Annotated in this window: 14 protein-coding genes; 3 read left to right on the top strand and 11 right to left on the bottom strand. The window is 71.1% G+C overall.

What is annotated here, in order from left to right:
• Nucleotides 1–11: 11 nt before the first annotated feature.
• A complete protein-coding gene (locus tag U5C87_RS12455) occupies nucleotides 12–563 on the top strand; it encodes a hypothetical protein (RefSeq protein WP_330472888.1) in 552 nt (183 codons plus the stop codon).
• A gap of 93 nt (nucleotides 564–656) precedes the next feature.
• On the opposite strand, the gene U5C87_RS12450 is transcribed toward U5C87_RS12455, so the two are convergent.
• The 6 genes from U5C87_RS12450 to U5C87_RS12425 form a co-directional block, all read right to left on the bottom strand.
• Entirely contained in the window at nucleotides 657–2216 is a 1560-nt protein-coding gene (locus U5C87_RS12450; protein WP_330472887.1) for an outer membrane protein assembly factor BamB family protein, read from the bottom strand.
• Between the two features lie 153 nt (nucleotides 2217–2369).
• Entirely contained in the window at nucleotides 2370–2957 is a 588-nt protein-coding gene (gene plsY / locus U5C87_RS12445; RefSeq protein WP_043417025.1) for a glycerol-3-phosphate 1-O-acyltransferase PlsY, read from the bottom strand.
• Between the two features lie 11 nt (nucleotides 2958–2968).
• Entirely contained in the window at nucleotides 2969–3865 is an 897-nt protein-coding gene (locus tag U5C87_RS12440) for a DegV family protein (RefSeq protein ID WP_330472886.1), read from the bottom strand.
• Nucleotides 3866–3997: 132 nt separating this feature from the next.
• Nucleotides 3998–6937 carry a leucine--tRNA ligase gene (gene leuS / locus U5C87_RS12435; protein ID WP_330472885.1) on the bottom strand — a complete coding sequence of 980 codons (2940 nt, stop codon included), beginning with the start codon at nucleotides 6935–6937 and terminating at the stop codon, nucleotides 3998–4000.
• Between the two features lie 388 nt (nucleotides 6938–7325).
• Nucleotides 7326–8243 carry a hypothetical protein gene (locus U5C87_RS12430; RefSeq protein ID WP_330472884.1) on the bottom strand — a complete coding sequence of 306 codons (918 nt, stop codon included), beginning with the start codon at nucleotides 8241–8243 and terminating at the stop codon, nucleotides 7326–7328.
• Between the two features lie 325 nt (nucleotides 8244–8568).
• Nucleotides 8569–9216 (bottom strand): lysoplasmalogenase family protein, encoded by a 648-nt coding sequence (locus U5C87_RS12425; protein WP_330472883.1) that lies wholly within the window; start codon nucleotides 9214–9216, stop codon nucleotides 8569–8571.
• A gap of 110 nt (nucleotides 9217–9326) precedes the next feature.
• On the opposite strand from U5C87_RS12425, the gene U5C87_RS12420 reads away from it, so the two are divergent.
• Both U5C87_RS12420 and U5C87_RS12415 read left to right on the top strand, forming a co-directional pair.
• Complete coding sequence (locus U5C87_RS12420) at nucleotides 9327–9701, top strand: thioesterase family protein (protein ID WP_330472882.1); 375 nt, start codon at nucleotides 9327–9329, stop codon at nucleotides 9699–9701.
• A gap of 40 nt (nucleotides 9702–9741) precedes the next feature.
• Complete coding sequence (locus tag U5C87_RS12415) at nucleotides 9742–10677, top strand: hypothetical protein (protein WP_330472881.1); 936 nt, start codon at nucleotides 9742–9744, stop codon at nucleotides 10675–10677.
• Here the strand turns inward: U5C87_RS12415 and U5C87_RS12410 are convergent.
• The 5 genes from U5C87_RS12410 to U5C87_RS12390 all read right to left on the bottom strand — a co-directional run bounded on the left by U5C87_RS12410 (nucleotide 10628) and on the right by U5C87_RS12390 (nucleotide 13855).
• Entirely contained in the window at nucleotides 10628–10966 is a 339-nt protein-coding gene (locus U5C87_RS12410) for a 2TM domain-containing protein (RefSeq protein ID WP_330476688.1), read from the bottom strand. The two genes, U5C87_RS12415 and U5C87_RS12410, sit on opposite strands and share 50 nt — an antisense overlap.
• A gap of 144 nt (nucleotides 10967–11110) precedes the next feature.
• Nucleotides 11111–11722: a hypothetical protein gene (locus U5C87_RS12405; RefSeq protein WP_330472880.1), complete on the bottom strand. Its 612-nt coding sequence runs from the start codon at nucleotides 11720–11722 to the stop codon at nucleotides 11111–11113.
• Between the two features lie 74 nt (nucleotides 11723–11796).
• Nucleotides 11797–13047: a hypothetical protein gene (locus U5C87_RS12400; protein ID WP_330472879.1), complete on the bottom strand. Its 1251-nt coding sequence runs from the start codon at nucleotides 13045–13047 to the stop codon at nucleotides 11797–11799.
• Between the two features lie 161 nt (nucleotides 13048–13208).
• Nucleotides 13209–13541, bottom strand: coding sequence for a DMT family transporter (locus U5C87_RS12395; protein ID WP_330472878.1), 333 nt, complete (start codon nucleotides 13539–13541; stop codon nucleotides 13209–13211).
• On the bottom strand, nucleotides 13541–13855 hold the full coding sequence (locus U5C87_RS12390) for a DMT family transporter (RefSeq protein WP_330472877.1): 315 nt from the start codon (nucleotides 13853–13855) through the stop codon (nucleotides 13541–13543). The genes U5C87_RS12395 and U5C87_RS12390 overlap by 1 nt, the downstream gene beginning before the upstream one ends.
• Between the last annotated feature and the right edge of the window lie 9 nt (nucleotides 13856–13864).

Raw genomic sequence — 13864 nt, 5'->3', positions numbered from 1 at the left:
GGCGTGCTGCTGTGAGTGGGTCCAGCTTCGTCGTCGGGCAGCCGCACTTCGGGCGGTACACGCGGACGCCGGCGGAGAACGCGGAGGCCGTTGCCGACACCCGCGCCGACCTCACGTCAGCGGTCGAGGCCTCGCCCGGTGACTCCGCGGGCGCAGCGGTGCTCGACGCCGCCGTCGACCTCGCCGAGGCACTCACGATCGCAGGCCACGAGGACGAGGCGGTCGCGCTCGCCGGGCCGGCTGTCCTGGTCGCCCGGGAGACCGGGCGTGACGAGAGCCTCCGCTGGGCCCTGCTCGTGCTGGCGACGGCCGAGCACTACGCCGACGCGATGCCCGCGGCCGAGACGCACTTCCGGGAAGCGCTGGACCTCGCCCGCGCCGCGGGAGACCGGGTCGCCGAGCACTACACGTTGCACCACCTGGGCCGGTTCCTCGTCGACGCCGGCCGGACCGAGGAGGGGGCCCTGTGCTTCACCGCGTGCCTGGCCATCCGCGAGGAGCTTGGAGAGCCTCGCGCCGAGTCGACCCGCGCCGCCCTCGCCGCCCTGACCGACGCCTCATGACCCCGACCCCCTTGCGTATGCCGTCAGGCGGAGTCCGCGGGCGTGGCCCGCTCCCGTCGTGGTAGGCACCACGACGGGAGAGGGAGTGACAGCTCAACGCAGCGCGAACGCGTACAGCTTGTTGTTCGGCGTGCCGAAGCCGAAGTTGCTGTAGCCGGACCCCCAGTAGACGGTCCCGTCCGAGATCGCCGCACCGGAGAGGCACGAGCCACCGCTCGCGAACGACCACAGCACCTGCCCGGTCGCGGCGTTCAGCGCATACATCCAGCCGGCAGCGTCGAGCGAGCAGCCGAAGACGACGCCGTTCGCCGTGGTGGCCGGGCCCGACGTGGAGCCGCCGTGCGGCGGTCGGGTCTGCCACAGGACCTGCCCCGTCGCGGCGTCGAGGGCCGACCACACGCCGTCCGTCGAGCCTTGGTACGGAACGAGGTTGCTGTTGGCGTTCGCGGTGTAGACCCGCTTGCCGTCGACGGCCGACCCCCACTGGAGGCCGCCGGCCGTGCCGCCGGGCCCGGCGGACGTCTTCCACACCACGGCGCCCGTGTCCGGGTCGAGCGCCCAGTAGTCGCCGCTCTTCTGTCCGGTGCCGAGCAGCTCACGACCCTTGGACGGTCCCGCTGCCACCTTGTAGAGGGCCGGCGCCTGACCGAAGTCGTAGTCGGGACCGGACGGCTGCGGGCAGTTGCTCGGGTCGCCGAAGATGCACGACACGGTCCAGGCGTCGAAGGGCAGCGCCCGGGTGGCCCACTTGACCGTGCCCGTGCTGAGGTCGAGGGCGACGATCGAGTCGAAGTGGTCATCAGGCGGCAGGCACGCCGCCTGCGCCGCGGTGTTGGTCCCGGCCGCCGTGATGCACGCGAGCACGGTGTCTGGCACGTCGTAGTTGTTGCCCGTCGCGATGTAGAGCGACCCGCGCTTGGCGTCGACGGCGGGCGAGCTGCCCCAGACCGCGTTGCCCGGGTAATCCGCGCCGGGCGTCATGTAGGTCTTCCAGAGGATGACCCCCGTCGCGAGGTCGAGCGCCGCGATGCTGCCGCGGAAGCTGCAGCACGTGTACGGACCGGCGATCCCGGACGCGAGGAGCTCCTCCTGCGAGGCCACTCCGACGTAGACGACGCCGCGCCAGATCGTCGCCGACTGGGTGATGATCGCGGCCGGGTGGTCCTCGACCTGGGTCTTCCAGAGCAGTGCCCCGGTGGCCTTGTCGATGGCCATCACGGCGCCGCCGTGACCGAGCGGTCCCTGGTTGCCGATGACGATGGCCTTGTCACCCACGGCGGGTGTGGCGCGGGCCTTGTCGCCGGGGATGCCCGTGTAGTCGGAGATCCGCGTCTTCCAGGCCACCTTGCCGCTCGCGCGGTTGACCGCGTACAGGTTGCCGGCCCAGTCGGGCGCATACACCTGCTTGTCGTCCACGGAGGGCGTCGCGGAGACGTCCCCCTCCGTCGTGACCGCCCACTTGACTCCGAGGCGCCCGACGGTCGTGGGCGAGATCCTGGTCTCGTCCGCGGCGTACCTCGTGTTCTGCCGGTCCCCGCCGGCCGAGCTCCACCCTGTGCTGCTCGTAGCAGCGAAAGCCTGTCCCCCGATCAGCAGGGCTCCTGCGATCCCTGCCGTCACCCACAGCCGTGCATGACGCATCATCCTGGTCATCTGGACTCCTGTGCCTGACGACCCTCGGGGGCCGTCATGGTGACCCCCGAGTGGACGTCTTTCAACGTAGACCCGCGGGATCGGCGGAGTCCGGCGTTCCGAGCAGACTGCCGCAGACTGGTGGGACGCACTGGGCGAAGTGGGGCAAGCCGCTCAGGCGACGTGCCGCTGACGCCACCAGCCGACGACGTTGTTCTTGTGACGGGCCAGCACGAGCAGCCCGATCGCCATGAGCCACAAGCCGGTCCACACGTCGCCGGGTGCGTGACCGGTCCAGATGAGGACGGCCACGACCAGCATCGCGAGGGCCCCGAAGATCGACCCGGCCGCCACCCAGCGGGTCAGCGCGACGGCGATGGCGAAGACCACGACGACGACCAGGGCGACCCACGGGTGCACCCCGAGGATCGCGCCGAGCGTCGTGGCGACGCCCTTGCCGCCGCGACCCTTGAGGAAGGGCGACCAGATGTGCCCGAGGACGGCGGCGATGCCGACGGCGTATGCTGCGTGCGCACCGAAGAGGTGGCCCGCGACGAACGTCGGGACGAGTCCCTTGAGGACGTCGAGCACCCCGACGACGACTCCCCACTTGCGTCCCAGCACCCGGCCGGCGTTGGTCGCACCGGGGTTGCCTGACCCCGACGACGCGAGGTCCTTGCCGAGCAGTCGCGCGATCATCGTCGCGGGGTTGAGCGCGCCGACGAGAAAGGCCGCGAGCACCCCTGCGGCCCAGGCGAACACGTTGCCTACGGTCACGACCCGGAGGCCTCACTCGGCACGGGGGTCTCGGGCAGCGGCTCACCCGGGCGGGGCGAGACCGCGATGGCGACGGTGCCGGGCCCGACATGGGCACCGACGACCGCGCCGAGCTCGACGACGGACACCTTCGGTGAGCCGGGGACCATCCTGCGCAGGTCGGCCGCGATCTGCTCCGCGCGGGCCGTCGCGTCGAGGTGGTGCACGGCGATGTCCACGACGTGGCCGCCCTGGTGCACCTGCTCCACGACCATGGCCTCGATGCGGGCCACGGCACGCGAGGAGGTGCGCACCTTCTCGACCGGCACGATGCGTCCGCCGCGGACCGCGAGGATCGGCTTGATCGCGAGGGCCGAACCGAGCAGGGCCGAGGCCGCGCCGATGCGGCCGCCGCGACGCAGGTGCTCGAGGGTGTCGACGTAGAAGAGCACGCCCGACGGCTCGAGCCGTGCGCGCACGGCGTCGAGCACCGTTGCGGCGTCGGCTCCCCCGGCGGCCTCCTCGGCGGCCGTGACCACGGCGAACCCCATGGCCATGCCGATGGTCTCGCTGTCGACGACCTCGACGGACACGGGCGCGTCGGCCGCCGCGAGCCGGGCAGCCTCGACGGTCCCCGACATCTGCGACGACAGGTGGATCGAGACGATCGCCGTCGCGCCCTCGTCGGCAAGGCGCTGGTAGGTCTCGGCGAACACCTGCGGGGTCGGGCGCGAGGTCGTGACGATGGTGTACTCGCGCAGGGCGGCCGCGACCCGCGCGGCCGAGATGTCCCGTCCCTCGACGTGGTCGCGGCCCCCGACGACGACGTGGAGCGGGACGACCTCGATGCCGTGCCGCTCGACGACCTCGGTGGGCAGGTAGGCCGTCGAGTCGGTGACGATCCTCGTGGTCACGCCCAGCTCCTTCCGCAGGTCGGCCCGTCCGGTGGTCTCAACCTAGCGTCGGTCGTGCGTGAGATCGCGCAGCGGCTGCGCCGTGGCGACACCGCCCGCGCGATCTCCCGCCCGACCAGGCGCTGGTTTTCGTCAGAGGGGGACGACGTTGACGAGCTTGGGCGCCCGCACGATGACCGTGCGGATGCCTCCCTCGGTCGCCGCCCGCACCTTGTCACGTCCGAGCGCGAGCTCGCGGAGGTCGTCCTCGGAGATGTCGGGGCTCACCTCGACCCGGTCGCGGACCTTGCCCTTGATCTGGATGACGCAGGTGACCTGCTCCTGCACGATCTTGGCGGGGTCGCTCACGGGGAACGCGGCATACGCCACCCCGTCGTCGTGTCCGAGCCGCTGCCACATCTCCTCCGCGATGTGCGGGGCGACGGGCGCGATCATGAGCACCATGGCCTCGACGACCTCGCGCGGCGGGGCGTCGAGCTTCGTCACGGCGTTGTTGAGCTCGATGAGCTTGGCGATGGCCGTGTTGAAGCGCAGCCCCTCGAAGTCCTCACGGACACCGGCGATCGTCTGGTGCAGCTGCGTCGTCAGCGCCTGGTCGAGGGCCGCGTCGACGACCCGCACCTGGCCGGTCGCCTCGTCGACGACGTTGCGCCACAGGCGCTGCAGGAAGCGCTGGCTGCCGACGACCGCGCGGATCTCCCACGGCTTGGACAGCTCCAGCGGCCCCATCGACATCTCGTAGACGCGGAAGGTGTCGGCGCCGTACGCGTCGTACATCTCGTCCGGGCTCACGGAGTTCTTCAGCGACTTGCCGATCTTGCCGTACTCGCGGTTGACGGGCTGCCCCTGCCACGTGAACGTCGGCTCCGCGCCGTGGGTGCCCGGGTGCTCCTCGACCTCGGACGCGGTGACGTACTGACCGCGGCTGTCGGTGTAGGCGTACGCCTGGATGTAGCCCTGCGAGAAGTACTTCCGGAACGGCTCCTCGCTGCTCACGTGGCCCAGGTCGAAGAGGACCTTGTGCCAGAAGCGCGCATAGAGCAGGTGCAGCACCGCGTGCTCGACACCGCCGACGTAGAGGTCGACGCCGCCGGGGTCGCGCGTGCCCGCGGGCGCGCCGGCCACTGCCGTGTCGTGACGGCCGAGCCAGTACGCCTCGTTGGCCGGGTCGACGAAGGCATCGTGGTTGGCCGGGTCGAGGTAGCGCAGGTAGTACCAGCACGAGCCGGCCCAGTTGGGCATCGTGTTCGTCTCGCGGCGGAACTTCCGCAGGCCGCGCCCGTCGCCGAGGTCCTTCTCGACCTCGACCCACTCGGGGACGCGGCTCAGCGGCGGCTCGGGGCTGCTCTGGGCGTCGTCCGGGTCGAAGGTCTTGGGGCTGTAGTCCGGCACGTCGGGAAGGGTCAGCGGGAGCTCGTTGTCGGGGACGGCATACGCCACCCCGTCCTCGTCGAACATGATCGGGAAGGGCTCGCCCCAGTAGCGCTGGCGGCTGAAGAGCCAGTCGCGGATGCGGTAGCTGATGGTGCCCTCGCCCGTGCCCTCGGCCTCGAGGAAGTCGATGATCTTCGCCTTGGCGTCCGCGACGTGCAGGCCGTCGAGGGAGATGCGCTCGTTGGCGGAGTTGATCGCGACGCCGTCGCCGAGGAACGGCTCGTCGTCGGGGTGGCCCTCGGCCGGCTGGACGGTGCGGACGATCGGGATGTCGAACTTCTCGGCGAACTCCCAGTCGCGCGTGTCCTGCCCGGGCACGGCCATGATCGCGCCGGTGCCGTAGCCCATCAGCACGTAGTCGGCGACAAAGACCGGGATGCGCTCTCCCGTCAGGGGATTCGTGGCCCACGAGCCGGTGAAGACACCGGTCTTGTCCTTGCCCTCGGTCTGGCGCTCGACGTCCCCCTTGCGCGAGGCAGCGAGCTGGTATGCCGCGACGGCCTCCTTGGGGGTCGCGCCCGCCTCGGCGTCCGCCCCCTTCCAGGCGTCCTTGGTGCCCTCGGGCCAGTCACCTTGCGGCACCAGGGAGTCCACGAGCGGGTGCTCCGGCGCGATGACCATGAAGGTCGCACCGAAGATCGTGTCGGGGCGGGTCGTGAAGACGTCGATGCCGTCCTCCTCGCCCGTGCCGGTGACGACCGGGAACGTGACGCGCGCGCCCTTGGACCGGCCGATCCAGTTGCGCTGCATGAGCTTGACCTTCTCGGGCCAGTCGACCCCGTCGAGGTCGTCGGCCAGGCGGTCGGCGTAGGCGGTGATCCGCATCTTCCACTGGCTGAGGTTGCGGCGGAAGACGGGGTAGTTGCCGCGCTCGGACCGTCCCTCGTTGGTGACCTCCTCGTTGGAGAGCACCGTGCCCAGGCCGGGGCACCAGTTGACCGGCGCCTCGTCGGTGTAGGCGAGCCGGTGGCGCTCCAGGACCGCGGACCGCTCGGTGGCCGACAGGTCGGCCCAGCCTCGGCCGTCGGCCTCGACGACGGCGCGGCGGCCCGACTCGAACTCCTCGACCAGCTCGCTGATCGGGCGCGCCTTGCCGCGGCCACCGTCCTCGCGGACCGCGTCGGCGTCGTACCAGGCGTCCCAGATCTGCAGGAAGATCCACTGCGTCCAGCGGTAGTAGTCGTCGTCGATCGTCGCGAAGGTGCGGCGGTTGTCGAAGCCCAGCCCCAGGCGGCGCAGCTGGCGCTTCATGTTGGTCATGTTCTCCTCGGTGGTCTTCCGAGGGTGCTGTCCGGTCTGGACGGCGAACTGCTCCGCGGGCAGGCCGAAGGCGTCGTAGCCCAGGGCGTGCAGGACGTTCTTGCCGAGCATCCGGTGAAAACGGCTGTAGACGTCGGTGGCGATGTAGCCGAGCGGGTGGCCGACGTGCAGGCCGACGCCGGAGGGGTAGGGGAACATGTCGAGGACGATGAGCTTCTCGCCGCGGGCGGCGACCTTCTCGGGCTCGGCCCACGGGCCGGCCGGGTTGGGGGCGTTGAACGTGCCCTCCTCCTCCCAGCGGTCCTGCCAGGCGGTCTCGATCTGCTGCGCCATCGCGGCGGTGTAGCGGAACGGGGTGTCGTTGCTCTGCTCGCTCATGTCGTCTCTCTCGTCGCTGCTGGGCCCGGGCAAAAGAAAACCCCTCGCACAGGAGGGGAAGCCGCGTTGATGTCGGGAGTCCCGACCTTCGTCAACGCGGCTGCGGAAGGAGCAGCAGGCCAGCCATGGCCCAAGGTTAGCGCAGCCCCTCCCACCGTCCCCGTCGACGCCCTCCCCACCCCTCCCAACTCGAGTGGCCCCGTCGCCCCACGCCTCCCAACTCGAGTGGCCCCGCAGTCCCACGCCTCCCACACTCGAGCGGCCCCGCAGTCCCACGCCTCCCACCCTCGAGTGGCCCCGTCGCCCCACGCCTCCCACCCTCGAGTGGCCCCGTCGTCACACCCACCCCACACTCGAGTGGCCCCGTCGTCACACAGGCAACCTCGAGTCAGGACCACGCAGAGCGCTGCATCTCTCGCTGGACCGCCTGGTCGATGGCGTGGCTCGAGAAGAAGCGCGGCGTCACGTCCTGAGGGCGGAGGCGGTCCGACGGAACGTGAAGGGCCGCCGCGAAACGCTGCAGAGTCGAGACACGTGACTGCGAGCTGTTCAGATCCGCCTTCCACATCTCTTGGACGTCCCATCCATCGCGGGCCATCCCACTCCCGCGGATTCCGTCGTGGAGCCGTTGCTCGTCCCCGGAGTGGAAGAGCTCACCTTGGTACTCACCGACAACCTTGAGTAGGCCACCGTCCTCAGTGGGAACACGCCAGACCAGATCTCCCACACCCAGCAGCAGTCCCGGGTCCCACGAGGCGAAGATCGGCTCGTTGAGCTGCGGCTCGGGCAGGCCCCCTCTCGTCAGGACCAGCCGCGCCAACGACTCGCGCGGTGACGCCGAGCCGACGCGGATCTCCTCGTAGGCCTCGAGCAAGGTCCGTTTGCCCCGCGGCCGGTTGCGCAGCAGGCACGCCTGGATGAGAGGGACGCGCGAGCCCAGTCGGGTGGCGCACGCGTCGCCGAGCACCACCAGGTCGTCGAGCCCGACCGGTTTGCCCCGGCCGACGAGCTCTCCAAGGTCGACCCAGGTGTCGGCGAGGTCCACGACCGGTAGCCCCTCAATCTCGACGACGCGCCGAGCGTGCAGGGCACGGTGGCCGATTACGGAGGGGAGCCGCACGCGGTTGCTCGTGATCGGCCGCGTCACGTGGAGTCGGCAGTCCTCCTCCATCGCGTACGACAGCGGAAGTCCGTGGAGCTGCGCCGCGGTCACGTGCGAGAAGACGCTTCCGACGGGGAGCACCGACAGGGCCGCACGGCAGGCCTGCACCAGAGCTCGGTGAGCGACGACGCTCGCTTCGTCCACGATCCAGCTGCGTCTCTGTCCCCGATCTCGCATCTCTCCAGCGTCCGGGCACACACAGCGTCTCGGCGGGTGAGTCGCGGATCTGTGCACAACCGCCTCGCCGACACGTGGGATGTGGACGGAGGCGTGTGACGACGAGGCCACTCGACGGCCTACGAGCGTGTGGTCGGTGTGACGACGCGGCCACTCGAGCCTACGAGCGTGTGGTCGGTGTGACGACGCGGCCACTCGACGGCGTACGAGCGGGGGGTCGGTGTGACGACGCGGCCACTCGACGGGATAGGAGCCCGGGGGGGGTGGGTGTGATGACGCGGCCACTCGACTGTCAGCGGTAGAGGGCTACGAGGATGAGCACCTGGGCCACGTGGTAGGTCACGATGACGGTCAGGGGCGCCCAGCGACGCTCACGCACGAAGCGATCGTGGCCCAGCACCGCGTCGGACGTCACGAAGACCGCGCACCCCGCCACGAGCAGCCAGTCGCCCTTCCAGGCCGCGACGAGCACGAGCGCGGTGAGGACGAGCTGGTAGACGAAGACCGGCACCTTCTGCCCGCCGGAGTGGCGCACGATGTCGCGGCCGACCTTCGCGTGCAGCAGCACGAGCGCCGGGACGGCCGCCAGCAGCGGCCACGGAAAGCCCTCGACGCCGGGCGTCTCGAGGATCGCCCAGATGTAGGCGACGTGCGCGAGCAGGAAGGCGCCGAGCCCGAGGAGGAAGCGTGCCTCCGTCGCCCGGAGGAGCGCGACGTCGCCGACCAGGCAGAGCACGAGCGCCACGACGACCGGCAGCAGGGGCGGTGAGCCCGGCACCCAGCCCTCCCAGTGCAGCGACCAGGCCAGGGCCATGAGCAGCAGCACGACGAGCGGCTTGGTGAGCCGTTCGACAAAGACGTCGCCACGCAGCACGGAGCGCCAGTTGAGCAGCGCCGTCACCCCGAGCGCGACGCTGATAACCCACAGATGGGTGGTCACGAGGCCAGATTTCCAGCCAGCACCCAGTTCGGCGGCACGGACACGCTGCACGGGCCCACCACCTGTCGAGACGAATCGGCGAACGTCCAGTTCTCTGCCAGACTCGTCCAATGCCCATGCGCAAGTTCCAGCACACGGTCACCGCCGACGACACGTCCGCCCAGCTCGGCAGCGGTGACCTCGACGTCCTCGCGACGCCGCGTCTGATCACGTGGTGCGAGAGCGCCGCCTTCCAGGTGTGCAAGCAGACCATCGACTCCGACCACACGACGGTCGGCACCACGGTGAAGATCGAGCACGTGAAGGGCAGCGCGGTCGGCTCCGAGATCACCGTCCTGTGCGCCGAGCCGATCAACGACGGTCGTCGCCTCGTGTGCCACGTGACGGTCAAGGACTCCGACGGCGAGGAGATCGCCAGGGGCGAGATCCACCGGGCCGTCGTCGACCCGGACCGGTTCATGAGCAAGTGCCAGCGGGTGCTCTGACCCGCAGTCCCCTCCCAGTCGCGCCTGCCACGATGGCGGCGTGACGCTCGGACTGCTCGGCGCCCTCGTCGCGGCGCTCGCCTACGGTGCGGCCACCGTGCTCCAGGCCATCGGTGTCCGCCGGGCCAGTGCGTTGCCGGCCGGCACACCGCTGACCGGTCGGGTCCGCGCCGCGTGGCCGTATGCCGTGGGGCTCGGCCTCGATGCCGCCGGCTTCCTCGCGTCCGTGGCGGCGTTGCGCACGCTGCCCCTCTTCCTCGTCGAGTCGGCGGTCGCGTCGTCGGTCGCTGTCACCGCCGTGCTGTCGGTGCTCGTGCTAGGGGTGCGCCTCGGGGCGGCCGAGGTCGTCGCCCTGTGCGGGGTCGGCGCCGGCCTGACGGGTCTGGCTCTCGCAGCGGTGGACGGCCCGGCGGTGGGTCCGGGGCCCGGAGCGGCTTGGTGGCTGGCGGGCGCCGCCGCGCTCGTCGCGGCGCTGCTCGGCGTGGGAGTGCTCGACCACGACCGGCGTCGGGGCGCAGTCCTGCTCAGTGTCGCCGCGGGTCTGGGGTTCGGCGGCGTCGGGGTCGCAGCCCGGCTGCTCGAGGTCCCCTCCCCACTGTGGCGGCTGACGACGAGCGGGCTGGCGTGGGCACTCGTGGTGCACGCGGCGCTCGCGACCGTGGCCTACGCAGCCGCACTGGGCCGCGGCCGGGTGACGACCGTTGCCGCACTCACCTTCGCCACCGAGACGGTCGTGCCGGCAGCGGTCGGCCTCATGGTGCTCGGCGACCGGGTGGCCCCGGGCCGGACGCCCTTGGCGGCCGCGGCCTTCGTCGTCACGCTCGCCGGGTGCATCGCACTGGCCGGGCGCGCCGAACCGACCGACGCGACACCTTCGGACCCGACCTCGGACCCGGCCTCGGACCCGGCCTCGGCCCACGGAGGCGTCAGCGACGGCGCAGCCGCTCCATCTCGCTCTCGATCTGCTCCTCGGTAGGCGTGTCGACGACATACGCGTCGACGGCGTTGGCCACGAGCCCGATGCCCCAGCCGCCGAGGACGAAGGCGGGCCAGAAGAAGCCCGAGCCCGTCATCGCCCAGATGAGGACGAGCATGCCGTTGACGAGGACGTAGATCATCAGGTGGCTGCGGAAGTCGGCCTTCTTCTTGAGCCGGCGGAGTGCTCTGCCGCGCAGGTCCTCCTCCGGGGTGTCCGGGACGACGCGGTCGACGGTCGGGTCGGGCGCGTCAGGATGGGGTTCGACCGGGAACTGGTTCGCGGCCATGGTGCTCACCGATCCTTCACGGGCCGCCGTGCGGCAGACCCACACGGCTCCCTGTCCCAAGCCTAGGCCGATGTGGCCCGGCCCACCGACGGGCGTGCGGCGGATCACCCACTCCCGCAGGACGTCCGAGACGAACGCGGCACGTCACAGCACGTAGGCGTCCCCGTCGCGGCGGAAGCCGAGGCTCTCGTAGTAGGGCTCGACCATGTCGGGCGGCGTGAGTACCCGTCTGAAGCCGCGCCGCCGGAACGGACCCTCCGGACCGAAGACGAACTCACCGGGCGTCAGGTCCCGGTGGCGCGGCGTCACCCAGTCGAGCAGCAGCTGCGCCGTGCCCTGTCCCGCATCGCGCATGAGCACGACCCCGACCGTCTCGTCGCCGCGCAGGACGAGGTATGAAGGGTCACCCGCGAAAGGGTCGTGCACGAACTCGGGGTTGTAGCGCCGGATGTCACCCTCGTGCACGCGCAGCACGTGGCGCAGGTACGTGTCGTCGCCGGCCACCTCGAGCACCTCGTAGACGCCGGAGTCGTGCTTCTCCCGGGACATCAGCGTCAGGTAGTAGACGTTGATGCCGGCCAGCACGACATTGAGCCCGACCATCGGCCACACGTGGTTGACGGCGTTGTAGGCGATGAGCACGACGCAGCCCACGAGGTTGATGAGCCGCAGCCGGCGCAGCTGCGTCTGCAGCAACGACCAGACGAGGACCGCCGAGCCGGCCCAGCCGACGGCCTCGAGCCACCACGAACCCATGGACCGACCCTAGTGCGGGCGGGGCCCCTGCCGACCGGAATCGGCAGGGGCCCGCACCGGGTGTCGACGACTGCTCAGGCGTCGGGCGCGACGAACTGCGGCAGGACCGACTCGAAGCGCGAGTCCAGCGTCAGCGACGGCAGGACCTGCCCCTGCTTCTGCGCGTCGGCAGCGACCGAGGCGCCCCACGTCGAGGCCCGCAGCCGCTGGTTGGGCGTGCCGTGGTGACCGGCACTGGTGAAGGAGCAGTCGCCGACCTGGTAGAAGGACTGCTCGGCCTCGAGGACGCGCTTGGTGTTGAGGGCGAGCCCCCGCTTGTGGGTCACGAAGTACGTGCCGAACGCGTCGGCCATCAGCTCGGTGCGACGCGTCGCCTCGGGACCGGTCAGGGGTGAGGCGAAGAGGTTCCTGTCGTACTGCACGTGGTGGCCGTACTCGTGGCCGAGCACCGCTCGGGGACCGACGTCGCCGACCCCGATGGCGTCCAGGGCCTCGAGGATGCCGTCTCCGAAGACGAGCTTGTCGGGCAGCGAGGAGATGATCGGGTCGGGGTCACCCGCACCACTGAACGCGAACGCGTTGAGGGTGAAGATCGGGTTGTCACCGCCGTCCAGCCCGGGGTCGCTCGTCACGACGTCGACGACGAGGCCTGCCAGCTCGGCCGCGTCGGTGTCCGAGACGCCGTAGAGGACGGCGATGAGCCGCGTGAGGCGGGCCTGGTCACGCATGACGTCACCGTGCATGGCCATGAGCTGGATGTCGGAGCCGTCGGTGTCCCAGAACTTCTGCGCGGTCCGGAACGAGCTCGTCAGCTCGTTGCGTGACGACTTGGTCAGCGCGTGGAGGGCGTCGCCCTGGCTGCCGAAGAGCAGGGCGTCGTAGGTCGGGAAGTCGAAGCCGCCGAGCATCGACAGCACGAACAGGCTCGACGGGTCGATGTCGGCGATGATCCCGTCGACGAAGGCGTCGAGCCGGGTCGGGGCGCACTGGTACTGCGTGGGGTCGATGGCGCGACCGAGGGCGTCCTGCGCCGCGGACGGCTCGACCCCGAAGCGCGAGAGCGCCGCGGCCTGCCGCGCCCGCCAGTCCGCCGGCAGCAGGCTGCGGACCTTGGCGAGGAGGGCAGCGGCCCGCGGGTCGGACGTCGTGCCCGACGCGTAGTCGTAGGTGTGGCCGTCGGCGGCGACGAACGCCGAGCCGGCGCGGGTCTGGCTCTGGGTCTGGGTCTGCATCTGGGGGGCGGAGGCCGCTGAGGCGGCCGCAGCTCCGGTGATCCCCGAGATGGCCAGCGACGCGACGATGGCGGTCGTCCAGGTCGTGGTCATGCGCACGTGAGTGCTCCTTCGTGTCGTGCCCGCGACCCGATGCCGTGGGCGACGGGCCCATCATCACCGCCAGGGGCGACATCGGGCCGCACACCACGCATGTCCGGCCCGACGACAACCCGATGACCACCCCGAGGACGGACCCGTTGACGAGCCCTGCCTCAGTCCGCGGGAGCCTCGTGGCCCACGAGCTTGAGGCCGACGACCGCGCCGACGATGCCGGCGAGGAGCACCACCTTGACGACGGAGAACGCCTCGTTGCCCGAGGCCATGGCCCACGTCACGGTGAGCGCGGCCCCTATCCCGGTCCACACGGCATACGCCGTCCCGATGGGGATGGTGCGCACGGCGCGGGCCAGCCCGACCATGCTGAGGGCGCCGGCGACGAGGAAGAGCGCGGCGGGCGCAGGGCGCGAGAGGCCCTCGGACGCGGCGAGCGCCGAGGCCCACACCGCCTCGAGGACGGCGCTCGCGAGCAGGACGACCCACGGCATCACGCCACCGCCTTGAGGCCGGCGACGCACGCCACGAGCACGACGAGCAGGGCGGCACGGGCCGCGCCGAGACGCTCCTCGCCGCGGGCCACGGCCAGCAGCACGGTGCCCACGGCCCCGATGCCGACCCACACGGCATACGCCGTCCCCGCGGGCAGGGCGGTCATGGCCCACGCGAGGCCGACCATGCTGAGCACGAGGGCGAGCGCGAACAGCACCGTCGGACGGGGCCGACGGAAGCCGTCGGACGCGGCGAGCGCGGTGGCCCAGACGGCCTCCAGCGCGCCGGAGAGGATGAGGACGAGCCAGTGCACGGCGTTCCG

It is taken from the genome of Terrabacter sp. C0L_2 (genome assembly GCF_036352015.1).
GTDB classification, from domain to species: domain Bacteria; phylum Actinomycetota; class Actinomycetes; order Actinomycetales; family Dermatophilaceae; genus Terrabacter; species Terrabacter tumescens.
Note: the sequence above shows the minus strand (reverse complement) of the source record. Positions and strands in the feature narration are given on the sequence as shown.